The 19,911-nt window shown below is 71.0% G+C and carries 16 protein-coding genes; 5 read left to right on the top strand and 11 right to left on the bottom strand.

The window, feature by feature from the left end; translation table 11 throughout:
- Positions 1–215: 215 nt before the first annotated feature.
- The 8 genes from rplI to U8525_RS19820 all read right to left on the bottom strand — a co-directional run bounded on the left by rplI (position 216) and on the right by U8525_RS19820 (position 5,231).
- The gene (gene rplI, locus U8525_RS19855; protein WP_374267834.1) at positions 216–659 is read right to left on the bottom strand and encodes a 50S ribosomal protein L9; all 444 of its coding nucleotides are present in this window, start codon (positions 657–659) and stop codon (positions 216–218) included.
- A 30-nt stretch (positions 660–689) separates the two neighbouring features.
- The gene (rpsR, locus tag U8525_RS19850) at positions 690–1,091 is read right to left on the bottom strand and encodes a 30S ribosomal protein S18 (protein ID WP_223644587.1); all 402 of its coding nucleotides are present in this window, start codon (positions 1,089–1,091) and stop codon (positions 690–692) included.
- A gap of 48 nt (positions 1,092–1,139) precedes the next feature.
- A complete protein-coding gene (rpsF, locus tag U8525_RS19845; RefSeq protein WP_374267833.1) occupies positions 1,140–1,616 on the bottom strand; it encodes a 30S ribosomal protein S6 in 477 nt (158 codons plus the stop codon).
- Between the two features lie 268 nt (positions 1,617–1,884).
- A complete protein-coding gene (gene pth, locus U8525_RS19840; protein WP_374267832.1) occupies positions 1,885–2,460 on the bottom strand; it encodes an aminoacyl-tRNA hydrolase in 576 nt (191 codons plus the stop codon).
- A gap of 108 nt (positions 2,461–2,568) precedes the next feature.
- A complete protein-coding gene (locus U8525_RS19835) occupies positions 2,569–3,255 on the bottom strand; it encodes a 50S ribosomal protein L25/general stress protein Ctc (RefSeq protein ID WP_374267831.1) in 687 nt (228 codons plus the stop codon).
- 192 nt (positions 3,256–3,447) lie between these two features.
- The gene (locus U8525_RS19830) at positions 3,448–4,401 is read right to left on the bottom strand and encodes a ribose-phosphate pyrophosphokinase (protein ID WP_374267830.1); all 954 of its coding nucleotides are present in this window, start codon (positions 4,399–4,401) and stop codon (positions 3,448–3,450) included.
- 42 nt (positions 4,402–4,443) lie between these two features.
- Positions 4,444–4,743 (bottom strand): septation regulator SpoVG, encoded by a 300-nt coding sequence (spoVG, locus tag U8525_RS19825; protein WP_014395244.1) that lies wholly within the window; start codon positions 4,741–4,743, stop codon positions 4,444–4,446.
- Between the two features lie 116 nt (positions 4,744–4,859).
- A complete protein-coding gene (locus U8525_RS19820) occupies positions 4,860–5,231 on the bottom strand; it encodes a DUF5658 family protein (protein ID WP_374267829.1) in 372 nt (123 codons plus the stop codon).
- A 195-nt stretch (positions 5,232–5,426) separates the two neighbouring features.
- On the opposite strand from U8525_RS19820, the gene U8525_RS19815 reads away from it, so the two are divergent.
- The 4 genes from U8525_RS19815 (at position 5,427) to aqpZ (ending at position 8,418) form a co-directional block, all read left to right on the top strand.
- A complete protein-coding gene (locus U8525_RS19815) occupies positions 5,427–6,026 on the top strand; it encodes a thymidine kinase (protein WP_374267828.1) in 600 nt (199 codons plus the stop codon).
- 40 nt (positions 6,027–6,066) lie between these two features.
- Positions 6,067–6,882, top strand: coding sequence for a uracil phosphoribosyltransferase (locus U8525_RS19810; RefSeq protein WP_374267827.1), 816 nt, complete (start codon positions 6,067–6,069; stop codon positions 6,880–6,882).
- A gap of 12 nt (positions 6,883–6,894) precedes the next feature.
- On the top strand, positions 6,895–7,431 hold the full coding sequence (gene hpt / locus U8525_RS19805; protein WP_374267826.1) for a hypoxanthine phosphoribosyltransferase: 537 nt from the start codon (positions 6,895–6,897) through the stop codon (positions 7,429–7,431).
- Between the two features lie 162 nt (positions 7,432–7,593).
- Positions 7,594–8,418: an aquaporin Z gene (gene aqpZ / locus U8525_RS19800; protein ID WP_374267825.1), complete on the top strand. Its 825-nt coding sequence runs from the start codon at positions 7,594–7,596 to the stop codon at positions 8,416–8,418.
- Positions 8,419–8,481: 63 nt separating this feature from the next.
- Here the strand turns inward: aqpZ and U8525_RS19795 are convergent, their stop codons facing one another.
- From U8525_RS19795 to U8525_RS19785, 3 genes are all read right to left on the bottom strand, one after another.
- Positions 8,482–9,492, bottom strand: a complete 1,011-nt coding sequence (locus tag U8525_RS19795; protein WP_374267824.1) for a ribonucleotide-diphosphate reductase subunit beta — start codon at positions 9,490–9,492, stop codon at positions 8,482–8,484.
- 50 nt (positions 9,493–9,542) lie between these two features.
- Positions 9,543–11,900 carry a ribonucleoside-diphosphate reductase subunit alpha gene (locus U8525_RS19790; protein ID WP_374267840.1) on the bottom strand — a complete coding sequence of 786 codons (2,358 nt, stop codon included), beginning with the start codon at positions 11,898–11,900 and terminating at the stop codon, positions 9,543–9,545.
- A gap of 539 nt (positions 11,901–12,439) precedes the next feature.
- Positions 12,440–13,225, bottom strand: a complete 786-nt coding sequence (locus tag U8525_RS19785; protein ID WP_374267823.1) for an IF-2 protein — start codon at positions 13,223–13,225, stop codon at positions 12,440–12,442.
- Between the two features lie 107 nt (positions 13,226–13,332).
- Between U8525_RS19785 and U8525_RS19780 the strand changes: the two genes are divergently transcribed.
- Positions 13,333–19,905 carry a methyltransferase domain-containing protein gene (locus U8525_RS19780; protein WP_374267822.1) on the top strand — a complete coding sequence of 2,191 codons (6,573 nt, stop codon included), beginning with the start codon at positions 13,333–13,335 and terminating at the stop codon, positions 19,903–19,905.
- Positions 19,906–19,911 lie beyond the last annotated feature (6 nt).

Raw genomic sequence — 19,911 nt, 5'->3', positions numbered from 1 at the left:
GGCGCTCATGCGGTGGGACCTCCAGGCGGTGTCCGTGGTGGAAGTACCCACGCCCGGGCCGCCCCTCCGCGCGGATGCCGTGAGGCGGACCTGGGGCGGCGCGAGCCGGACGCCCGGGGCGCCGCGAGTGGCCCCGCCAGACGCGAAAAGGGCCGCCCGGTCGCCCGGACGGCCCTCTTCTCGAAGCGATGGAGCGCTTCAGGTGAGGCGGTGGACTACTCGGCCACCACGTCGACCTTGATCTTCGCCGTCACCTCGCGGTGCAGGCGCAGCTCCACGTCGTAGCTGCCCAGCGACTTGATGGGCTCGGCCAGGTGCAGCTGGCGGCGATCCACCTGCTGGCCCTGGGCCGCGAGCGCCTCGGCGATGTCCAGCACCGTGACGGAGCCGAACAGCTTGTCCTGCTCGCCCACCTTGCGCTTGACGGTGACCTTGACGTTGCCCAGCTTCTTGGCCTGCTCGTCGGCGGCGCCCCTCAGCTTGGCGTTGCGGGCGGCCTGCACGGCCTTCTCGTGCTCCAGCTGGCGCAGGTTCTGCTCGCTGGCCAGCACCGCCTTCTTGCGCGGCAGCAGGAAGTTGCGGCCGTAGCCGTCCTTCACCGTGACGAGCTCGCCGGACTTGCCGAGGTTGTCGATGTCCTCACGCAGAATGACCTTCATGTTCCTGGCTCCTGTGTTGCGGACCGGCGACTAGCCGACCACCGCGTTGTAGGGGAGGAGCGCGATGCCGCGGGCGCGCTTGATGGCCACCGCCACCTCACGCTGGTGCTTCGCGCAGTTGCCGGAGATGCGGCGGGGGATGATCTTGCCGCGCTCGGTGACGAAGTACTTCAGCGTCGCCTGGTCCTTGAAGTCCACCTGCGCGTTCTTCTCCGCGCAGAAGCGGCAGACCTTCTTGCGGCCGAAGCCGCGACCGCCGCGCTTGTCGTCGTCGCCGCCCATGCCGCGGTCGCCGCGATCACCACCCCGGTCGCGGTCACCGCCGCGATCGCCGCCACGGTCGCCACCGCGCGAACCGCCGCCGTAGCCGCCACCGCCACCGGGGCCGCGGGAAGCGCCCGCACCCTGCTTGCTATCCATGCCGTTGCTCATGAACGTTCTCGTTTCCTGGAAGGTTGGGGGAAGGTCCCGACGGAGGCGTTACGCCTCCTCGGAGGACTCCTCTTCCGAATCGCCACCCGCGAACTCGGGAGCCTCGCCGCGGAAGCCACCCTCGCGGTCCGCCGGAGCGCCCGGACGGGTCTCCTCGACGTCGCCGGCCAGCTTGAGATCCTCGAGCACCGGACGCGACTCGGGGTCCACCTCGTCCGCGATCTTCACGGAGATGTAGCGGGTGACCTCGTCGAGGTTGCGCAGGTTGCGCTCGATCTCCGCCACCAGCTTGCCGTCACCCAGGAAGCTCGTGTGGACGTAGATGGCGCGGGGCTGCTTGGCCACGGGGAACAGCGTCTTCTTCTTCCCCCACACCGTGAAGCGGAGGACCTTGCCACCCTCGCGCGAAACGATGCCGCGGACGCGCTCCTTGAGCTTGTCCACGTTGTCGTCGGTCAGGTCCGGCTTGACCAGGAAGATGGTCTCGTACTCACGAAGCCGCTTGGCGGCCTGCGTCTCTGCCATGTTTCTCTCCCCTTGGGGTCGAGTGCCCCCCGGACCATCCGGGGAGCGGGGAAACGGCCGGCGGCCCTCGAAGGCCACCACCGGGGACGGGAAATCCTCTCGCGCGCCCGCCACCGTCGCGCCTTGGCCCGTGCGTGAACACGGGAAGCTTTGAAAGAACATCCACCGGATGGAGCGCGGGACGCCCCTCCGGGGGAAGGGGGCTTCTAAGAGGACCCCTCCCGGAAAGTCAAGCGGAGGGAAGGGGCCAGGCGGCCGGCCCGCCGCTTCAGGCCCGGCGGTTGTGGCGGTTCATGGCCGTGGCGAGCCCGTCGCGCACCCAGCTCTCCGCCATGTCCGCCGCCTTGCCGATGAGCTCCTCCAACTGGCGGCGCTCGCCGTCGTCGAAGTTGGACAGGACGTAGCCCGCCACGCGCTCCCTGGCGTTGGGCCCCTCCGGCTTGCCAATGCCCACCCGCACGCGGATGAAGGCGTCCTCGCCCAGGCACTGCACCAGGCTCTTGAGGCCGTTGTGCCCGCCCGCGCCGCCGCCCGCCTTGAGCTGGAGCCGCCCGAAGGGCAGGTCCAACTCGTCGTGCACCACCAGCACGTCCTGCACGGGGATCTTGTAGAAGCGCGCGGCCTCCGCCACGGAGCGCCCCGACAGGTTCATGTACGTCTGCGGCTCCACGAAGAGGATGCGCTCGCCGCCCAGGCTTCCCTGGCCCACCCGCGCCTGGAACTTGTCCTGGGTGAGCTCCGCGCGGGCGCGGGCGAGCAGCGCGTCCACCACCATGAACCCGACGTTGTGGCGGTGGCGCTCGTATTCGCGCCCGGGGTTGCCCAGCCCGCAGATGAGCTTCATGGAAGGCTCCGAACCAGAAGGCCGCCGCCAGGGGAGGCCAGAAAAGACAGCGGGGCAGGCCCTGGAAGAGGCCCGCCCCGCGAACAGAGACCGGATGGCGGAAGGGGACTACTTCTTCGCCGGGGCCTTGGCCGCGGCCGCCGCGGGGGCCTTCGCGTCGCCCGCCTTCGCGTCGCCCGCCTTGCCCGCCGCCGGCGCCGCGGCGGCAGCCGCCGCCGGAGTCGCCTCCGCCGCTTCCGGCGCGGAGATGGTCGCGATGGTGTAGTTGACGTGCGTCTTCACGGACACGCCCTCGGGGAGCTTCACGTCGTTCACGTGGAGGGCCTCCGCGATCTTCAGGTGGGTGACGTCCACCTCGATCTGGAGCGGGATGGCGCCGGGGAGGGCCCAGACCTCCAGGTTGCGGCGCACCTGGGTGAGCAGGCCGCCGTCGGCCACGCCCGCGGCCTTGCCGGTGAGCACCACGGGGATGTTCACCTTGACCTGCTCCTTCTCGCTCACGGCGATGAAGTCCGCGTGCAGGATGTCGCGGGTGAGCGGATCCATCTGGTAGTCCTTCAGGAGGACCTGCTGCTCGTTGCCCGCCAGCTTCAGCTGGATGAGCGTGTTCAGCTTGTGCGGGGTGTTGATGGCCGTGCGGATGCCCTTGGGGTCCACGGAGACGTGCAGCGGCGCCTTCAGGTGCTTGCCGTAGACGACGGCGGGGATGCGACCCTGGGCGCGCAGGCGGCGGGCGACGCCCTTGCCGGAGTTGTCACGGGCCTGGGCTTCGAGGGTGCTCTTGTCGGTGGCCATGGAAAGGCTCTCTTTTCGGTGGGTACCGCGGGTTCACCGGCGTCTGGGCGCCCTCGGCATCCCACCCCCATGGTGGGCCCCGAAGACGGCGCCCGGGGCGTGCTTCCGCCCCGTGGAACCGGTGGAGGGGGCCGGACATGCCAGCCCCCGGGGGCCTTCGTCAAGCCGCCCGGCCGCGGGCGGTCGCTGCGCCTAGACGAACAGCGAGCTCAGCGAGTCCGCGCGGTGGATGCGCGCGATGGCCTCGCCGAAGAGGGAGTCGGTGTTCAGGGCGCGGATCTTCGGGCACGCCCTGGCGTTGGCCGCCAGCGGCACCGTGTCCGTGAAGACGACCTCCTCCAGCACGGAGTCCGTGATGCGCTGGATGGCGGGGCCGGACAGGATGGGGTGCACCGCGTACGCCACCACCCGGCGCGCGCCCTTGTCCTTCAGCGCCGCGGCGGCCTGGGCGAGCGTGCCCGCCGTGTCCACCATGTCGTCCACCAGGATGGCGTCCTTGCCCTTCACGTCGCCGATGAGGTTCATCACCTCCGAGGCGTTGGGGCGGGGGCGGCGCTTGTCGATGATGGCCAGGCCCGTGTTCAGCCGCTTGGAGTAGGCGCGCGCGCGCTCCACGCCGCCGGCGTCCGGGCTGACGATGACCAGCTCGGTCGGCTCCGGGAAGCGCTTGCGGATGTCCTCCAGGAACACCGGCGACCCGTAGAGGTGATCCGAGGGCATGTTGAAGAAGCCCTGGATCTGCCCGGCGTGCATGTCCATGGACACCACCCGGTTGACCCCCGCGACCTCCAGCATGTCCGCCACCAGCTTGGCGGTGATGGGCGTGCGGGCCGCCACCTTCCGGTCCTGCCGCGCGTAGCCGTAGTACGGCATCACGGCGGTGATGGAGCCGGCGCTCGCCCGCTTCAGGGCGTCGCACATGATGAGCAGCTCCATCAGGTGGTGGTTCGCCGGCGGGCACGTGGACTGGACGATGAACACGTCCTGCCCACGCACGTTCTCGCCGATCTCGACGTGGATCTCCCCGTCTGAAAACGTGTCCACCGTCGCCTTGCCCAACGGACGCTGGAGGTACTCGCAGATGCGCTGCGCCAACGCCGGGTTGGAGTTCCCGGCGAACACCTTGAAGTCACGCGACGGCTGCATGGGGGCGCTGACTAACCCGTGCGCGCCCCGAAGGGAAGTTCGTTAGTCGAGTTCAGCCGCCACGGGGCCGAGCGTCCCGTTCTGCGCCTGGTGAAGGTGTTTCTCGTACTCGATGAGGATGACCCGCTCCATCTGGCTGCGCGTGTCCGCGTTCAGCGGATGCGCGATGTCCTTGTAGGTCCCGTCCTTCCGTTTTTTCGCGGGCATCGCGATGAAGAGCCCGGTGGAGCCGTGGATCACCTTCAGGTCGCGCACGACGAAGCAGTGATCCAGGGTGATGGTGACGTACGCCTTGAGCTTGTCCTCTTCGACCGGAAACACCCGGACGTCGGTGATGTTCATGGTCCCCCCCCGAACCTGGAAGGCCGGAGCTACGGGGAAGCCTGGGACAGGCGGGCGGTGAAAAGCAAGCACCCCCTACCTGTCGCGCCGGGGACCGTTCACTGGTCCTCCAGCCGTCATGCCCCGAAGGGCCAATGACTCACCAGGTGGGTAAGGAAGGCCAGGTGGTAGACGACGATGATGGCGTAGACGACGGCGCCCGCGCGGATGGCGAGGCGGCTGGCCTTGAGCCGGCGGTGCAGGCACAGCAGGCACAGCCCCGCGTTGACGATGAGCAGCTTGGAGAACATGAAGAGGAGCGGCGACTGCTCGTACGCCACGCGCATCACCGGGTTGAGCTCCTCCGCCACCCCCAGCTGCAGGAAGAGCAGGGTGAACAGCCCGTCCAGCAGGTTCAGCATGAGCAGCGCCACCGACGCCGGTGACGTGTAGAAAGAAGCCTGCTGCGCCCACCCCTCCGCCTGCACCTCATTCGCCGTCGCCGCCACGCCCCACCCCCAGGGTTCCCGTCCGTGCTACCTGGGGTGGGGCTATTCAAATCCCTTGCCAGGGCTTCCGGGACTTGCCGGGAAGCAGCCGGGCAGGCGGCGGAGGCGGGGGCTTGCGCCGCCGGAAACGAAATTGACGCGAGGGGGTGGGTCGCCGAGATTGGCCCCGCCCAGCCCCTCCCCGACGAGCGTGCCTTGCATCAATTCCCCAAAGATATCGGGTGGATAGAGGTCATCTGCGGTTCGATGTTCTCCGGCAAGACGGAGGAGTTGATCCGCCGCGTCAAGCGCGCGCTGTACGGCCGGCAGAAGGTGCGCGTGTTCAAGCCGCGCATCGACACCCGCTATGACGACACGCAGGTGGTGAGCCATTCCCAGTTGAAATTGACGTCCCTGCCCATTGAGAGGGCTGAAGAAATTTTCCGGCACCTGTCCCCCGACACGCAGGTGGTGGGCATCGACGAGGTCCAGTTCCTGGGCGGAGAGGTGGTGCAGGTGTGCGAGGCGCTCGCCCAGAAGGGCATGCGCGTCATCTGCGCGGGCCTGGACCAGGACTACCAGGGGCGCCCCTTCGAGCCCATGCCGCAGCTGATGGCGGTGGCGGAGTACGTGACGAAGGAGCTGGCCATCTGCGCGGTGTGCGGGAACCCGGCCAACCGTTCGCAGCGCATCATCGGCAGCGAGGAGCGGGTGGTGGTGGGCGCGGCGGGGGCCTACGAGCCGCGCTGCCGCAAGTGTCACGTGGCGGAACCCGCGGCGGCGAGCCCGCCGCAGACGCTGAACCTGTTCGACTGAACGCCGAAAGCCGCCTCGACCGGCGCGGGAGCTCCATCCGATGCGCGACACCCTGTACGCGAACGTGCCCTTCCAGTTGAACGAGATGGCCCACCACTATGGGGCCAACGTCCACCTGGTGGGGAATCCGTTTCTCCTCTCCCAACTGGCCACGCTGTGCGCCAAGGGCACGCTCCAGCCGCAGATCAACCGGCTGGTGGAGCAGCTCTACACGGACCTGGTGAAGACGGTCATCAACGCGGAGTTCCCGCGCAAGATGGTGACGCTCCCCACCCGGATGATCGACTCCACGCCCCTGGGCATCTACCAGGGCGAGGTGGTGGACCCGCAGCTGCGCGTGGTGACGGTGAACATCGCGCGGGCGGGCACGCTGCCGTCGCAGGTGACGTATGACCTGCTCAACTTCACGGTGGATCCGTCCCTGGTGCGGCAGGACCACATCATCATGAGCCGGATGATCGACGCGGCCCAGGCGGTGGTGGGCTCGGAGATTGGCGGCGCGAAGATTGGCGGGGACGTGGACGACGCGTTCGTGCTGTTCCCGGACCCCATGGGGGCCACGGGCGGCAGCCTGTCCACGGCCATCCAGCTCTACAAGACGAAGGTGCCCGGGCGGGCCCGGCGCATCATCACGCTCAACCTCATCGTCACCCCGGAGTACCTGCGCCGGATGACGACGGAGCACCCGGACGTCATCATCTACGCGCTCCGGCTGGACCGCGGCCTGTCCCCCCCGGAGGTGTTCGGCACGGCGCCGGGGCTGCTCTGGGACAAGGAGCGGGGCCTGGATGACCGGCAGTACATCGTCCCCGGCGGCGGCGGCTTCGGGGAGATCATGAACAACGCCTACGTGTAGAGGGAGCACCCGGTGACGACGTTCCACGAGAAGGATGTCGGCGTCCTCATCTCAGAGGAGGCCGTGCAGGCGCGCGTGAAGGAGCTGGGCGCGCAGATCACCCGCGACTACCAGGGCAAGGAGCTGACGCTCGTCTGCGTGCTCAAGGGCTCCGCGTTCTTCGCCATCGACCTGGCGCGGGCCATCGATCTGCCGCTGACGCTCGAGTTCCTGGGCGTGTCCAGCTACCACGGCGGCACGGAGTCCACGGGCGAGGTGCGCATCACCACGGACGTGTCCAAGCCCATGGCGGGCAAGCACCTGCTCATCATCGAGGACATCATCGACACGGGGCTCACCATGAGCTTCCTCCTGGAGAACCTCCAGGCGCGCCACCCCGCGTCGGTGAAGATCTGCTCGCTGCTGGAGAAGCCCGCGCGCGCCAAGACGAAGGTGAACATCGACTACAAGGGCTTCGTCATCGAGGACAAGTTCGTCGTCGGGTACGGCCTGGACTACGGGGAGAAGTACCGGAACGTGCCGTTCATCGGCATCTGGAAGCACTCCTGAGAACCGCCTGATGGGCTCGGGTGCCCCTCCCTTCGGGGGGGGGGCCTCGGGACTGCGGGGGCCTTGTCCATGCGCCGCACGGCGGCCGTGTGCAGGGCCCTCGCGCGTTGCGGGGCGCACGCATGCACAGCCTCTCCTCTGGACATCCGAGGAGGCTTGAACATGCGTGAAGAGAAGGGGAGGGCCGCCCGGGCGGCCCCCGCGAATGGCGACGCGATGCAGCGGTACCTGGCGGAAGCGGTGGGCACCTTCGTGCTGGTGCTCGGCGGCGTCGGGGCGGCGGTGCTGGCCGGCGACCGCATCGGCTTCCTGGGCGTCGCCTTCGCCTTCGGGCTGTCGCTGCTGGCCATGGTCTACACGATAGGCCCCATCTCCGGCTGTCACGTGAACCCGGCGGTGACGGTGGGCCTGCTGATGGCGGGCAAGTTCGACAAGCGCCACGTGGCTGGCTACATCATCGCCCAGTGCGTGGGCGCCATCCTCGCCGCGGGCGTGGTGCTGCTCATCGCGAAGGGCGCGCCGGGGGGCTACTCGGCGGGCGCGGAGGGGCTGGGCAGCAACGGCTACGGGGTGGCGTCGCCGGAGGGGTATGGCGGCGGGGCGGCCTTCCTCACCGAGGTGGCGCTCACCTTCCTGCTGGTGCTGACGGTGCTGGGGGCCACGGACTCGCGCGCGCCGGTGGGCTTCGCGGGCCTGGCCATTGGCCTGGTGCTGACGCTCATCCACCTGGTGGGCATCCCCATCACCAACACGTCGGTGAACCCGGCGCGCAGCCTGGGCCCGGCGCTCTTCGCCGGGGGCGCGGCCCTGCGCCAGCTGTGGCTGTTCATCATCGCGCCGCTGTTGGGCGCGGGCTTCGCGTCCGCGGTGTACCGGCTGGTGGCCCGCCCGGCGGTGCAGATCTCCGCCGCGCGCGCGGAGCAGGCGACGGACGAGGAGCGCCGCGAGCGCGTCGTGAGCCGGCGCGACGTGGAGCGACCTGTTTAAACACGAAGGCCGTGCCTCGCTCGTCGCGGGGCACGGCCTGGGGGGAGCAGGGGCGGGGAGGGCCTAGAAGGCGGCGTCGAAGACGACGTCGTTGGCGGCGCCCACGCCCACGGCCACCTGGTAGGAGGACACGCGGCGCTCGAAGAAGTTGGTGAGCTCCTGCACGTCCTGCAGGTCCATGAAGTGCAGCGGGTTCTTGGTGTGGAAGACGGGCGCGATGCCCAGCATCTGGAGGCGCTGGTCGGCCACGTACTCCAGGTAGCCGCGCATGTCCTGCACGGAGAGGCCGGCGACGCCGCCGCTCAGGAGGTCCTGGGCGAACTGCGTCTCGCACTCCACCGCGTCGCGCATCATCTGCAGCACGTCCCGCTCCAGGCTCGCGTCGAAGAGGTCCGGCTCCTCCTTGCGCGCGGTCTTGATGGCCTCGAAGGCGAAGGCCATGTGGGCGGACTCGTCGCGGAACACCCAGTTGGTGCCCGCGGCCAGGCCGTTGAGCAGCCCCTTGCTGCGCAGGAAGTACACGTAGGCGAAGGCCGCGAAGAAGAAGAGGCCCTCGATGCAGCCCGCGAAGCAGATGAGGTTCAGCAGGAACTGGCGGCGGTCCGACTTGGAGCGGACCTGATCCAGCGCCTGGATGCTGTCCATCCACTTCATGCAGAAGCGCGCCTTGCGCTGGATGGACGGGATGTTGTCCACCGCCGCGAAGGCCTTGGCGCGCTCCGCCGGGTCCGGCACGTAGGTGTCCAGCAGCGTCAGGTAGAACTGGACGTGCAGGGCCTCCTCGTAGAGCTGGCGCGACAGGTACATGCGCGCTTCCGGCGCGTTCAGGTGCTTGTAGAGGTTGAGCACCAGGTTGTTGCCGACGATGGAGTCCCCCGTGGCGAAGAAGGCCACCAGCCGGTGGATGAGGTGACGCTCCGCGTCCGTCATCTTCGAGCGCAGGTCCACCAGGTCCGTGGAGAAGTCCACCTCCTCCACCGTCCAGGTGTTCTTGATGGCGTTGCGGTACATCTCGAAGAAGACGGGATACGCCATGGGGCGCAGCGTCAGGTTCATTCCCGGATCGAGCAGCATTGCTTCGGCACTCCCTTACGAAGGACGGGTGGGGCGTCAGACGGCCAGGGTCACTGGCACGCCTCGCACGCCTCGGGGTTCTCCAGCGAGCACGCCACCGCCTCCGCCTCCGCGGTCACCGTCTGCGGCGCGGGCGTGGGGGCGGCCGTCATCGTCGGGCCGCCCTGGCCCACGGTGGCCTTGGCGATGCGGGTGGCCGGGCGCGAGCGCAGGTAGTACGTCGTCTTGAGCCCCTTCTGCCACGCGTAGAAGTACATCGAGGACAGCTTCCCGATGTTGGGCGTCTCCACGAAGAGGTTGAGCGACTGGCTCTGGTCGATGAAGGCGCCGCGGTCCGCGCCCATGTCCAGCAGCGAGCGCATGGGGATCTCCCACGCGGTGCGGTAGATGGCGCGCAGCTCCTCCGGCAGCTCCGTGAGGTCCTGCACGCTGCCCTCGGCCAGCTTGATGCGGTTGCGGGTGTTCTCGTTCCACAGGCCCAGCTGCTGCAGGTCGCGCACCAGGTAGCGGTTCACCTGGAGGAAGTCACCGGACAGCGTCTCGCGCTTGAAGAGGTTGGACACCTGCGGCTCGATGCACTCGTAGCAGCCGGCGATGGACGCGATGGTGGCCGTGGGCGCGATGGCGATCATCAGCGAGTTGCGCAGGCCCACCTTCATGATGCGCGAGCGCAGCGCGTCCCAGCGCAGCGTGTCCTCCGGCACGACGCCCCAGCTGTCGAACTGGAGCTCGCCCTTGGCCGCGCGCGTCTCCGGGAAGGCCGGGTGCGCGCCGAGCTGCTCCGCCAGGTCGGAGGAGGTGACGAGCGCCGCGTAGTAGATCTCCTCGGAGATCTTCCGGGACAGGGCGCGGGCCTCGGCCGAGTCGAAGGGCAGGCGCAGCTGGAAGAAGACGTCCTGGAGGCCCATCAGGCCCAGGCCCACCGGGCGCCAGCGGCGGTTGGAGTCCGCGGCGGTGGGGATGGGGTAGTAGTTGAGGTCGATGACGCGGTCCAGCTGCTTGAGCGCGAGCATCGCGTTGGAGCGCAGGAGGTCGAAGTCGAACTTCCCGTCCTTCACCATCCGGCCCAGGTTGAGCGAGCCCAGGTTGCACACCGCCGTCTCGCCCTGGCTCGTGACCTCCAGGATCTCGGTGCACAGGTTGGACAGGTGGATGACGTTGCCGGGCTGGCCGGTCTGGTTGCTCTTGCGGTTGGAGATGTCCTTGAAGGTCATCCAGCCGTTGCCCGTCTGGGCCAGCACCTTCATCATCCGCGCGTACAGGTCGCGCGCCTTCACCTTGCGCACGGCCTGGCCCTGCGCCTCGGCCTCCACGTAGGCCTTCTCGAAGGCGTCACCGAAGAGGTCGGTGAGGTGGGGGACGGTCTTCGGGTCGAAGAGGCTCCACTCCTGGTCCGCCTCCACGCGGCGCATGAAGAGGTCCGGCACCCAGTTGGCCAGGTTGAGGTTGTGCGCGCGGCGGGCCTCGTCGCCGGTGTTGTCGCGCAGCTCGAGGAAGTCCTCGATGTCCGCGTGCCACGTCTCCAGGTACACGCAGCACGCGCCCTTGCGCTTGCCGCCCTGGTTCACCGCCGCGACGGACGCGTCCAGCGTCTTGAGCCACGGGACGATGCCGTTGGAGTGGCCGTTGGTGGACTTGATGAGCGAGCCGCGCGCGCGCACGCGGTGGTACGCCACGCCGATGCCGCCGGAGAACTTCGACAGCATCGCGATGTCCGAGTACTTCTTGTAGATGGCGTCCAGCTCGTCCGCCGGCGAGTCCAGGAGGAAGCAGCTGGAGAGCTGCTCGTGGCGCGTGCCGGAGTTGAACAGGGTGGGGGAGGACGGCAGGTACTCCAGCGAGCTGAACAGGCGGTAGAGCTCGATGGCCTCGCGCGCGTTGTCGCCGGACAGGGCGCACGCCACGCGCAGGAAGAAGTCCTGCGGCGTCTCGATCACCTCGCGCGTCTGCGGGTTCTTGAGCAGGTAGCGGTCGTAGACGGTGCGCAGGCCGAAGTACTCGAACAGGTCGTTGCGGACCGGGTCGATGGCGGCGTTGAGCTTGCGCGCGTTGGCCTGGACGAAGGTGAGCAGGCGGTCCGCGATGAGGCCGTGCTTGTGGCCGGCGGCGACGGACTGGCTGAAGGACTGGATGTCCTGGTTGCTGACCTCCTTCTGGATGAAGGTGGACAGCAGGCGCGCGGAGAGCCGGGCGTACTCGGGCTCCTCCACGATGAGCGCCGCGGCGGTCTGGATGGACAGGCTGTCCAGCTCCCGCGTGGTGGCGCCGTCATACAGGCCGCTGATGGTCTTGGTGGCCACGCGCATCACGTCCACGCGCGACAGGCCCACGCACGACTTGCCCACCGCGCGGACGATCTTGTTGAGGTCCACCGGCTCCGCCGTGCCGTTGCGCTTCTTCACCCGCATCGCGGTGGTGAAGTCGCCGGGCGCCGACGGGGCCTGCGTGGCGGGCGCCACGGTGGCGGAGTCAGGAGGCGGCGAGGCGACGGCGTTCGGCTTCAGGGGCGTCTGGACGGTCACGGGCGTCTCACTTCCAGGGCAAGGCAAGGCGGAGCCACCAGGGCGGATTGACCCCGTGGTGATGACTCCGGAGATGGCTGGGAGGGCTACTTCCGATCAGAACCCGCTGGCTTGGTGACAGCGACCCGACATGTGGCGAACTGTCTGGCGGATGTGTGTGTCGATCAAGAAAACCACACCGGCCTCCGGGTTCCGTGGGCGTGCCCCCGAGGTGGCGGGCGAGCAACAGAGGAGACCCAAGCTATGGGGGGTCATCCGGTGTGTCAACGCAAGATCCTGTGTAAACCTCCCGGAGGGTCGGATCGATCATTGCAATCTATGATCACTCACCGACGCGCTCCGGGCCGTCCTCCGCACGACATTTACAGGCGCGCAAAGGCCGGTTGGGACCCGTCTTTTTCATGGGGTCACCCAACCCCTGGAGATCAGGGCTGGGCGCCCGCGTCAGGGGTTGGGGCGGCGGACGGCGGCGTGGCGGACGCGTCGCTGGCGGGTGCCGGGGCGGGGGGGCGGGGCGCCGGTGCTACAGGGGTGTTGTCCGGGGCGCTGTCGGTGTGGACGGCGCGGCGCAGGGCCTCCTCCAGGTCGCGGGCGGTGGGGCCCACGGTGCTGAGCATCTGGTTGGCGGCGCGGGCGTGGCGGTTCTCCGTCTCCGCGGCGAGCTTGAGCTGGGCCAGGCCCTCCGACACGAGGCGGCGGGCATCCTCCAGCTTCTGGCGGGCCTGGTAGAAGGCGACGTCGGTGAGCATGGACTGGAGGCTCCGGCGCTGCTCCTCCGTGACGCCGGAGAGCTTCTCCGCGCGGCGCAGGTAGTAGAGGCCTCGCTCCACCTTGGCGGGCTCGCCGGACGCGATGCGCGGGCGGGCCAGGGTCTCCAGGAGGGGGAAGAGGGCGCGGTCCAGGTCGTCCCGGTCGGTGAACTTCTGCTGCGTCAGCAGGGTGACGTCCTGGCCTTCCAGGGGGAGGGGCGCGTAGGCGTCCGCGAGGCGCGGGTCGCCGGGGCGGTAGGCGGCGGCGCCGGTGGGCAGGGCGCGGCCCTTCATCACCACGAGCTCGCCGTTCTCCTGCACGACGGTGAAGGTGCGGGCGTTGAGCTGGCCCAGGAGGAAGACGACGCCGCCGCCCAGGCCCAGGATGACGAGGAAGACGACCAGACGGGTGAAGGTGCGGCGGGCCCGGTAGCCGAATCCCTGGGGGGAATGGGTGGTCATGTCGCCTGCTCTCCTGTGGGACGGGCGTGGGCCCGTGGGTGGGTGGCCATGAAATTGGGTCTTCTGGGACTCCAACGCTACAGTCCTGGGCCCGCCGGGATCATCATTTGCAATCGTCCTTTCGTCGCCTGGGGCCCAGCGAGCTGCTGCCCCGCTACATCTTCGCCGAGAGTCTGTTCGCGCGCCGACGGGTGCTCGAGGTCGACGCCGTGGCGTCCACGGGCGGCGAGAGCGCTCGTTTCCTGGTGGAGCGGGGCGCGCGCACCGTGGTCGCGTGCGACGCGGACGTGGCGGCGGTGGAGGCGGCGCAGAAGGCCCACGCGCACCCGCAGCTGCGCTTCCGCGCCAACGTCTATGACGACCTGGAGGCGGGCAGCTTCGACCTGGTGCTGGTGACGGACCTGGCGCCCTACGTGCGCGCGCCGGAGCTGCTGGCGGAGCTGGCGCGGCTGGTGGCCCGGCAGGGCTTCCTGGTGGGCGGCCTGCGCAACATCGCGGGGCTCGCGCTGCCCCAGCTGATGGAGCCGGAGGAGACGGTCCCGCCCACGTACGGGCAGCTCCTGGACGCGCTGTCCGCGCACTTCCCGCATGTGGAGGTGGCCACGCAGTCGCCGGTGCTGGGCTACCAGCTCGCGTTCGAGCGCGGCGAGGGGCTCCAGGTGGACGGCTCGCTCGTGCGGCACAGCGAGGCGGCGTACTTCGTGGTGATGGCGGGCCTGGAGCCGGCGCGGGTGGTGGATCCCACGTGGGTGCAGCTGGCGCCGGAGCCGCTGGCCTTCACGCGCGGCAAGCTTGACGAGGTCGCCGCCCGGGCGAAGACGTGGGAGGAGCGGGCGGGGCGGCTGAAGGAGGCCGTGTCGAAGCTGCGCGCGGAGATTGGCGACCGCGAGGCGGAGGTCGTGGCGCTCAAGCCGGCGCTGGAGGGCGCCCGGCAGGACATGGCGCGGCTGACCGCGCAGCTGGAGCAGGCGCGGGGCACGGTGGAGTCCGCGCGCGAGCGGGACGACCTGAGCAGCCGGCTGCGGCGGCGTGAGCTGGAGTTGCAGGTCGCGACGGAGCGGATCGCGGACGCGGACCGGCGGCTGACGGCGCAGCGCCTGGAGGTGGAGGCGGCGCAGCGGGCGCAGGCGGACGCGGGCGTGCAGGTGCTGGCCGCGCAGGAGGCGCTGCGGCTGGAGCGGGCGCGGCGCGAGGAGACCGCGGCGACGCTGGAGGAGTCCCGCGAGCGGCTGACGCAGGCGTACACGGAGCTGCGCGCGCTTCAGGACGAGCTGGGCGCGCTGCGCATCGACCGTGAGCGGGACCGGCTGGCGGCGGAGCGCGCGCAGGAGGGCGCGGAGGACAGGCGCCGGCAGGCGGAGGCGGCTCGCGAGCGGGAGCTGCGCATCGCGGAGCAGTACTCGACGGCGCTCGCGGCGGTGGAGCACCTGAAGGCGGAGCTGGCGCGCGCGCAGGAGTCGGCGCGGACGGCGGGCGACGCGGTGCCGGTGAAGGAGGCGGAGCTGGCGCGAGCGCGCCGGGAGCTCGCCGAGGCCCAGCAGCGGATGCACTCCGCCGAAGGGGCGCGCAAGGACGCGGAGGCGCGGCTCTCGGAGCGTGAGGCGCTGCTGCGCGGCGTGGAGACGGAGCTCGCCGCGGCGCGCGAGGCGGAAGGCCGGCTGCGGCAGGAGCTGGAGGGGCGCGCGCAGTCGGAGTCGGCGGCGCGGGCGCTGGCGGCGCGGCTGGAGGAGGAGCTTCACGCGGCCAGGCTGCGCCTGGAGACGCTGGAGGCGGAGCAGAAGCGCGTCGAGTCCGCGCAGCACGCGGCCGGACAGCGGCTGGCGGCGGCGGAGACGGAGCGCGTCCGCGTGGAGGCGGCGCTCGTCCAGGCCATCGACGCGGAGCGGGCGCAGGCGGAGGCTCGGTTGGAGGAGGCGCTCGCGCAGGCTCGCGCCGAGGCCGACGAGCGGGTGACGAACGCGCTGGCCGCCGCGCATGCCGACGCGGACTCGCGGCAGGAGCACGCGCTGGCGGAGGCCCTCGAGCAGGAGGAGGCGCGGCTCGCGAAGGCGCTGGAGGAGGAGCAGGAGCGCTCCGAGCACGCGCTGGCGGAGGCCCGTGAGCAGGCCGAGGCGCGGCTCGCGAAAGCGCTGGAGGAGGCCCGGGCCGAGGCGGAGGTGCGGCTCTCGCGGGCGCTGGAGGAGTCCCGCGCCGACGCGGACGCCCGGGTCGAGCGCGCGCAGGCGGAAGCGCGTGGGGTGGCTCAGGCGCTGGAGGAGAACCGCTCTGAAGCGGAGGTTCGGCTCGCGCAGGCGCTGGCGGATGCCGATGCCCGTGTCGAGCGTGCATTGGCGGAGGCCCGTGAGGCAGCTCAGGCGCTGGAGGCTGCCCGTGCCGACGCTGACGCCCGGGTCGAGCGCGCGCGGGCGGAGGCGGCTCAGGCGCTGGAGGCTGCCCGTGCCGACGCTGACGCCCGGGTCGAGCGCGCGCGGGTGGAGGCGGCTCAGGCGCTGGAGGCCGTCCGGACCGACGCGGATGCGCGACTGGCGCAGGCGCTGGCGGAAGCGGAGAGCCGCCGCGAGCAGGCGCTCGCCGAGGTTCGCTCCACCGCGTCGGCTCAACGCAGCCGGCAGCTGGCGGACGTCGAGGCCCGTATCGCTCAGGCCCTCGTGGAAGCGCGCGCCGAGGCGGAGGCCCAGCAGGTCCAGGCCCTGGCCGCGGCTCGTGCCGAGTCCGAGGCCGAGCGCGTCCGGCAGTTGGAAGAGGCCGAGGTCCGCTCGGCGCGGATGCTCGCGGAGGTGCGCGCCGAAGCCGAGGCGGTCCTCGCCCGCCGGGTGCAGGAGGCGGAAGCCCGCGTGGCCACCGCGCTCGCGGAAGCCCGCGCCGAGTCGAGCGGCCAGACGGAGCAGGTGCTCGCTGGCGTCCGGGCCGAGGCCGAAGCCCGTGTCGCGGCGGCGGAGGCTCGTGCCGCGGAAGCGCTCGAGGCCGCGGTCGAACAGGCCCGCTCCGAGGCCCGGGAGGTCCTGGCCCGCGAGGTGTGGGAGCACGGCGCCCGGCTCGCGGAGTCGAACCAGGCCCGCGAGTCCGCCGAGGCTCGCAGCGCGGAGCTGGAGGCAACGCTCCGCTCGCTGCGGCAGGAGCTGACCGACTCGGAGGCCCTGGCGGCGCTCATCCAGGAGGACCTGTCGCGAGCGCAGCAGGCCCGCGCCTCGCTCCAGGCGGAGCTCGACGCGGCACGCGAGTCCCTGTCCTCCGAGCAGGAGCGGGGGGCTCGCTGGGAGGCGTTGCTCGGCGATACCCAGGCGCAGCTGCTGGCGGAGCGTGAGCAGCAGGCCCGAGCCCAGGCGGCGCTTGCGAACCTGCAGGAGTCGCTCGACGCCGAGCGGGCCTTGCGCGCCCGGCTGGAGGGCTCCGAGTCCTCGTGGAACGAGGCGCAGAGCGCGCTGGAAGCGGACCGGCTGCGGTTGGATGCCGCGCTGGGTGTGGCACGCACGGTCCTGGAGGAGGAGCGCGCGCAGCGGGCCCGGTTGGAGGCGTCGTTCGCGCAGCTCCAGAGGGACTCCGCGACGGCGCTGGAAGCGGAGCGCGCCCGGGCCGAAGCCTCGCGGGTTTCGGCGCAGGAGGCCCGGACCCAGCTCGAAGCGGAACTGTCGGCGGCGCGTGCCGCGCGGCTGTCCACCGAAGCCGCCTTCGAACAGACGCGCCAGACCCTTTCGGAGGTCCAGGCCGCCTTCACCGAAGCACAGCGGACGAACGAAGCCGCGTTGCAGGAGCTGCGACAGTCGCACGCGGCGGCGTCGGACGAGGCGCGTGGGTACGCTCGGGAGCTGGAGGAGACCCGCGTCGCGCTGTCGGACGCGAAGCAGTCACAGGTGGCCCTGGATGCGACCGTGCGCGAGCTGCGCGCGGAGCTCACCGAGGCGCGGCGGTCCGAAGCGGAGGCGCTGTCCTCGCTGGATGAGGCCCGCACGCAGGAGGCGCTCGACCGCGAGTCTCGCGCGAAGGACGAGGCCTCGCTTCGTTCGGAGCTGGAAGCCCTGCGCGCGGAGGTCACGACCTGGCGGGAACGCCTGTCCGATGCGGAGCAGGCGCGGACCGAGGTCCAGGCCCGGCTCGCGGAAGTCGACGCCCGCCGTGCCGAACTGGAAGCGTCGCTGACGGACACCGCGTCCCGCATCACAGCAGAGGCTGCTCGCCTCGCGGCCGAGACCGAGCGGGTGACCACGCTGGAGCAGGCCCTGGTGGAAGCCGAAGCCCTCCGTGCCTCCGAAGCCGAGCGACTGGCGACGCTGGAGCAGGCCCTGGCGGAGGCCAAGGCCCAGCTCGCCACGGAAACCGAACGCTTCGCCCTGAAGGAGCAGGCCCTGTTGGATGCGGAGTCCCAGCGGGCCACCGAGACGGCACGCCAGGCTTCGCTGGCCCAGACGCTCGCGGACGCCGAGGCCCAACTTGCCGCCGCGTCGACGCGGCGCTCTGAGCTCGAAGCGGCGCTCTCCGAGGCGGAGGCCCAGCGGGCCACGGAGTCCACGCGACGTACCGAGCTGGAGGCGTCGCTCGCGGAGGTGAAGGCACGCCAAGCGGCAGAGTCCACGCGACGTGCCGAACTGGAAGCGTCGCTCGCGGAGCTGGAGGCACGCCAGGCCGCTGAGTCCGCTCGTCGCTCCGAGCTGGAAGCCTCGCTGAAGGATGCGGAGACCCGTCTCGCCTCGCTGGAGCAGACGCTCGCGGACGCGGAGAAGCGCGCTGACTCCGAGACGTCGCGCCGGATCGGACTGGAGGCCTCCCTGACGGAGGTGGAGTTCCGACTCGCCGCCGAGACCGCGAACCTCAGCGCGCTGGAGGATTCGCTCGCGCAGGCGGAGGCCCGGCTCGCGGAGGGCTCGCGGTCGCAGGACGCGGCGCTCGAGTCCGAGGCGCGGGCGACGCGTCTCGCGGAGTCCCTGTCCGCGCGCGAGCAGGAGCTGCGCGAGGCCAGCGCCCTGCGGGTCTCCATGGAAGCGCAGCTGGAAGGCGCGCTTTCGCGGGCCGAACGACAGCAGCAGGACCTGGACGAGCTGCGCGCGCAGCTGGGGCTGAAGGAGCAGGAGCTGACGGCCCTGCGCGCGGAGACGGCCCGGTTGGGCGCCGCGCACCAGGAGCTGATGCGCCTGGGCTCCGAGCTGCAACGGGCGCACGCCGCGCTGCATGAGCGGAGCCAGCAGGTCGGCCGGCTGGAGGCGGAGTTGATGGACGCCAGCGACCGGCTCGCCGCGACGCGCGAACACGCGGAGGTGCTCGTGGTGCAGCTCGAGACCGCGCGCCGCTTCGCGGGCAAGGCCACGAGCCTGGAGTCCTCGATGGAGGGCCTGCGCGCCGAACTGGAAGCCGCGCGCGCGGACGCGGCCCACCTCTCGGAGACCCTCCAGACCGGGAACGAGCGCACCGCCACGCTGGAGGCACAGCTCGCGGAGCTCACCGCGCGCGCGGAGCAGGAGCGGACCGACCTGGAAGCCCGCCTCGCGAGCGCCGCCACCGAGAAGGCCGAGCTCCAGGTGCGCCTCGAAGAGGTCACCTCGCAGGCTGGCTCGGAGCAGGCCGAACTGGAGCTGCGCCTGACCGAGGCGCTCACGAGCGCAGGCACGGACAAGGCCACGCTGGAGCTTCGCCTCAACGAGGCCGTCGCAAGGGCAGCCCTGGAGAAGGCCGAGCTGGAAACGCGCCTCAACGCGCTCCTCGCAAGCGCCACGGCCGAGAAGGCGGAGCTGGAGGCCCGCCTCAACGAGGTCCTCGCGAGCACTGGAACCGAGAGGGCCGAACTGGAAGCCCGCCTCAACGAGGCCCTCGCGAGCACTGGAACGGAGAAGGCGGAGCTGGAAGCGCGCCTCGCCGAAGCGCTGGCCCAGGCCGCCGAGGAGAAGGCCGAGCTCGAAGTGCGGCTCGCGGAAGCCACCGCCCAGGCCGGCACGGAGCGGGCTGACCTGGAGGCCCGCCTCGCGGCGCTCAGCGAACAGGCTCGCGAGGAGAAGGCCGCCATCGAGGCCCAGCTCGCGGAGGCCACCGCCCGCGCCGCTGCGGAGAAGGCCGACCTCGAAGCCCGCCTCGCCCAGGCCGCCGAACAGACCCGCGAAGCCCTCGCCGCGCTGGAGTCCCGGCTCGCCACGGCGCTCGAGGATGCTCGGACCGGCCAGGCCTCGCTGGAGGCCCGCGTCGCCTCCCTGACCCAGGCCGTCGCCGACGCCGAGGCCCAGGCCCGCCGCGCGGACGCCGAGCGCACCGCCATGGCCTCCGAGCGCGAGCGCCTCCAGTCGGACCTGACCGTCGCCCGCGCCGCCCGCGTCCGCCTGGAGGGCCGCACCAGCTCCCTGGAGACCGCCGCCGCGGACGCCGCGCGCCTCCTCGAGACCGAGCGCGCCGAACGCGACCAGCTCTCCGCGCGGATCCGCGAACAGCAGGCCCGGCTGGCAGCGCTGGAGACCGAACGCGAGACCCTGGTCCAGGCGCTGGAGGAGGCCAAGAGCGCCGCCGCGCCGCCCCCGGAGGACGTGCTGGAGCTGGCCGCGGAGATGGAGGTCCTCCAGGCCCACGTCGAGAAGATGCAGGACCAGCTCGCCGCCCGAGAGGCCGAACTGGACGAGCTGCGCCGTGCCAGCGCCCCCGGGGCCTCGCCCCGGGCCACGCCCGACGTCCCGTCCGAGCCCAAGAAGGTCGGCGAGCGCGAATGAACGCCC

It is taken from the genome of Corallococcus sp. RDP092CA, assembly GCF_041903675.1.
GTDB lineage: Bacteria > Myxococcota > Myxococcia > Myxococcales > Myxococcaceae > Corallococcus.
This window is presented reverse-complemented; position numbering and strand designations above follow the sequence as displayed.

Excerpts from the sequence above, each read along its gene's own strand:
- rplI (WP_374267834.1), bottom strand. The coding sequence starts at position 659 with ATGAAGGTCATTCTGCGTGAGGACATCGACAACCTCGGCAAGTCCGGC.
- rpsR (WP_223644587.1), bottom strand. The coding sequence starts at position 1,091 with ATGAGCAACGGCATGGATAGCAAGCAGGGTGCGGGCGCTTCCCGCGGC.
- rpsF (WP_374267833.1), bottom strand. The coding sequence starts at position 1,616 with ATGGCAGAGACGCAGGCCGCCAAGCGGCTTCGTGAGTACGAGACCATC.
- pth (WP_374267832.1), bottom strand. The coding sequence starts at position 2,460 with ATGAAGCTCATCTGCGGGCTGGGCAACCCCGGGCGCGAATACGAGCGC.
- U8525_RS19835 (WP_374267831.1), bottom strand. The coding sequence starts at position 3,255 with ATGGCCACCGACAAGAGCACCCTCGAAGCCCAGGCCCGTGACAACTCC.
- U8525_RS19830 (WP_374267830.1), bottom strand. The coding sequence starts at position 4,401 with ATGCAGCCGTCGCGTGACTTCAAGGTGTTCGCCGGGAACTCCAACCCG.
- spoVG (WP_014395244.1), bottom strand. The coding sequence starts at position 4,743 with ATGAACATCACCGACGTCCGGGTGTTTCCGGTCGAAGAGGACAAGCTC.
- U8525_RS19810 (WP_374267827.1), top strand. The coding sequence starts at position 6,067 with ATGCGCGACACCCTGTACGCGAACGTGCCCTTCCAGTTGAACGAGATG.
- aqpZ (WP_374267825.1), top strand. The coding sequence starts at position 7,594 with ATGCGTGAAGAGAAGGGGAGGGCCGCCCGGGCGGCCCCCGCGAATGGC.
- U8525_RS19795 (WP_374267824.1), bottom strand. The coding sequence starts at position 9,492 with ATGCTGCTCGATCCGGGAATGAACCTGACGCTGCGCCCCATGGCGTAT.
- U8525_RS19790 (WP_374267840.1), bottom strand. The coding sequence starts at position 11,900 with ATGCGGGTGAAGAAGCGCAACGGCACGGCGGAGCCGGTGGACCTCAAC.
- U8525_RS19785 (WP_374267823.1), bottom strand. The coding sequence starts at position 13,225 with ATGACCACCCATTCCCCCCAGGGATTCGGCTACCGGGCCCGCCGCACC.